Source organism: Bradyrhizobium sp. PRIMUS42 (genome assembly GCF_023006515.1).
Lineage (GTDB): Bacteria > Pseudomonadota > Alphaproteobacteria > Rhizobiales > Xanthobacteraceae > Bradyrhizobium.
This window is the reverse complement of record NZ_JALBGZ010001193.1, coordinates 1-1,180: the sequence shown is the minus strand read 5'-3', so window position 1 is coordinate 1,180 and position 1,180 is coordinate 1. Positions and strand designations below refer to the sequence as shown.

The window sequence follows — 1,180 nt, the reverse complement described above, 5'->3', positions numbered from 1 at the left end:
CGAACGCGGCGGTGTCGTGATCCCCGTCGCCGCCAAGCCCGTGACTGCCAAGCCCGTGGTCACGCCGGACAGCCCGGCTGCGGCCCTCGACCGTATCTCGATCCCTGCCGACACCATGGCGAAGATCAACGAGATGCTGACATCAGGCGGCTCGATCATCATCTCCGACCAGGGCATCAACCAGGGCGAGACCGGCGAAGGCACCGACTTCATCGTCCGCCTGTACTAGTCTGTCGCCGCGCCGGATAACGCGGTGTTGACGAGGCGGATCGCGCTGGCGGAGTAACATGCGCCCGGATCATTTCGGGGGATGCCGTCATGATGAACCGCAGGACCGTTCTCACCATGGCGCTGACCGGCACACTGATGCCGGTCACGCGTGCATTCGCCGACGGCGGCATGAGCCGGATCTCGGCCTATGCCTTCTCCTTCCCCGCTTTGTCCGGCGACGAGCTCCGGCTGGCCGCTTTCACCGGCAAGCCGCTGCTGGTTGTCAACACCGCCTCGCTCTGTGGCTACACGCCGCAATATGCCGGCCTGCAGGAGATCTGGACCGAGTTTCGCGCCCGCGGGCTCACCGTGATCGGCGTGCCCTCGAATGATTTCGGCGGCCAGGAGCCCGGCGGCAGCAGCGAGATCACCCAGACCGCGCACCACCAATATGGTGTTACCTTCCCGGTCACCGCCAAGGCCGTCGTAGCAGGCGCAAAGGCGCATCCATTCTACAAATGGGCCGCCGAGGCACGACCGAGGGAAGTTCCGCGCTGGAACTTCCACAAGTACCTGATTGGCCGCGACGGCTATATCGCCGACGTCTTTTCGTCCGCGGTCGAACCGGCCGACACGCGAATCAAGACGGCAATTGCCAAGGTGCTGGCCGACAGTTGAGGCGAGTTGCGCCCGATCCGGTTGGGCACAATTCTGGCGGGATGCCAAACAGCCGTTGCAATGGCGATGGCCCACCATCTAGGCTAGGGATCGTTTGGGGCAGGATGATTTCTGCCGGAGGCGAAAAGCCGCGGCGGAACAACGGGATCAATCTCGAGGACAACACCATGCGCGTGGCGGCAGGACTGATTTTGGCAAGCGCAATATCTCTGGCCATGACCGGCGCGGCATGGTCGCAGACTCCGGCCGCAAAGCCCGCGGCCGCGACGCAAGCCGCCCCGGCAGCAACGCC

Annotated in this window: 1 protein-coding gene and 2 pseudogenes; all 3 read left to right on the top strand. The window is 64.6% G+C overall.

The window, feature by feature from the left end:
- Window positions 1-229: pseudogene (locus MOV75_RS38935) on the top strand (L,D-transpeptidase); the annotation flags it as partial.
- A gap of 89 nt (window positions 230-318) precedes the next feature.
- Window positions 319-888, top strand: coding sequence for a glutathione peroxidase (locus MOV75_RS38930; protein ID WP_246930183.1), 570 nt, complete (start codon window positions 319-321; stop codon window positions 886-888).
- Window positions 889-992: 104 nt separating this feature from the next.
- Window positions 993-1,180: pseudogene (locus MOV75_RS38925) on the top strand (polysaccharide deacetylase family protein); the annotation flags it as partial.